Origin of the sequence: Streptomyces sp. NRRL F-5126 (assembly GCF_000721265.1) — a bacterium.
Lineage (GTDB): Bacteria > Actinomycetota > Actinomycetes > Streptomycetales > Streptomycetaceae > Streptomyces.
In genome coordinates this window covers 1-1,072 of sequence record NZ_JOFZ01000043.1, presented here as the reverse complement: position 1 = coordinate 1,072, position 1,072 = coordinate 1, and the positions used below count along the sequence as shown (strand labels likewise).

Genomic DNA, 1,072 nt, shown 5'->3' with positions numbered 1-1,072 from the left:
GCCGCAGCGTCACGCGACGGCCCGTCATCCACCGGCCCAGGACATTACGGGCAAACCGCCGGGTCGATCAGCGATCGAACCCCGCTGACGAATCGAGGCTAACGCCGCCGCGCTGGATCAAGAAGCGCGGTGCGGCACTGAGATCCGCATGGCGATCATCTCTCTCGATCCCACTGGCAAGGGACAAGCCTGCTGGACGATGCGCTGGAAGACCGCACTGGTCGCCTTCGACATCACCTACGCGAACACCATCTTGGTCCACCTCATGGGGACGATCTTCATTTCTGCGGGTTGTATTGGTGTCTTGCTCTTCGCCATCGCCTGCCCATTGACCGCCGTGGGCGGGATCAACGGCTCGGCGAGCACCATCGTCGGCGCGCCATGGTGCTCAGTCGACGCGCACGCACCGGGCATCGGAGCTACTACGGGTGGGTGGGCTGCATAGCGGGTGGCATGGCCTCGCCGCGCGCGCCGAGTGGTTGCTCTTGTGTGTTCTCGGTTGTCACCGGGGCGTGGTCCATCGTGGGGAATTGTCGGTCCAGGACTGTGACGGGCTGGCTGTGTTTGTCCGGGAATTGGTGGTAGATCGTTTTCTTGCTCGTACCGAGCTTGCGCGTGGGTTCGTTCATGCTGACGTGATCGAAGGGTCGGGGCTCCGGTCGGTTGTTGGGTGAGGAGGTGGTCCGCTTCTTTCGTGGTTCGGGGGCTGTGGGGGCCCGGAGTTCGCCGCGCCGGATACTGCAGCCTCTCGGCCGCCGGTATGCGGGCGCCTGGCAGGGGTGTGGCTTGCACAACGTGAATACCTGTCTGGTATGGGGAGGGGGGCGCGGTCGGTGTGGCTGAGGCAGGCTGCCGGCCTGCTCCACCGGCCCTTTGCTTCTGGCTTGCGGGTTCCGGGGCTTGCCGAGGACGATCTTGATGCCCGGCAGGCTGGTGGTATTCGGGTGTCGGGAGGGTTGGTGTCCTTGTCGCCGGGCGGTGCTGCACCGGTATCTGAAGGCGGCCCGGGGGCGAGGTGCCCTCGCTGGCGTCGTTGCACGGGGTGGTGCGCCGGGACCTTCAGGCCGGCACG

Annotated in this window: 1 protein-coding gene; it reads left to right on the top strand. The window is 66.0% G+C overall.

From position 1 onward, the window contains the following. The first annotated feature begins 148 nt into the window (after window positions 1-148). On the top strand, window positions 149-445 hold the full coding sequence (locus IH48_RS0132185) for a hypothetical protein (RefSeq protein WP_030912865.1): 297 nt from the start codon (window positions 149-151) through the stop codon (window positions 443-445). The last annotated feature ends 627 nt before the right edge of the window (window positions 446-1,072 follow it).

What these genes read in the sequence shown, in the direction of transcription:
- IH48_RS0132185 (WP_030912865.1), top strand. Translation starts at nt 149, where the DNA reads ATGGCGATCATCTCTCTCGATCCCACTGGCAAGGGACAAGCCTGCTGG.